At 53.4% G+C, this 262-nt stretch carries 1 tRNA gene; it reads right to left on the reverse strand.

Features of this window, described 5'->3' with window-relative positions:
* Nucleotides 1–77: transfer RNA gene (locus tag OGW44_RS00030), tRNA-Arg, on the reverse strand.
* Nucleotides 78–262: the final 185 nt, after the last annotated feature.

Below are 262 nucleotides of genomic sequence, written 5' to 3' on the forward strand. Positions count from 1 at the left end.
TGGTGCATCCGGGAGGATTCGAACCTCCGACCGCTCGGTTCGTAGCCGAGTACTCTATCCAGCTGAGCTACGGATGCATCGGGAAACTTGCTTCACTGCCGATATTGATATCGTAATGAGCGATATCAAGTAAGAGATGGTGCATCCGGGAGGATTACTCGGCTGCGCCTCGCCCTGCGGGTCGTTGCTGAAGCAACGTTATCCTCCCTGGTGCTCGCGATTATCTCGCAGACCATGAAACAACAGTTTTGCTGTTATCTCG

It is taken from the genome of Citrobacter sp. Cb023, assembly GCF_030336805.1.
Classification (GTDB): domain Bacteria; phylum Pseudomonadota; class Gammaproteobacteria; order Enterobacterales; family Enterobacteriaceae; genus Citrobacter; species Citrobacter braakii.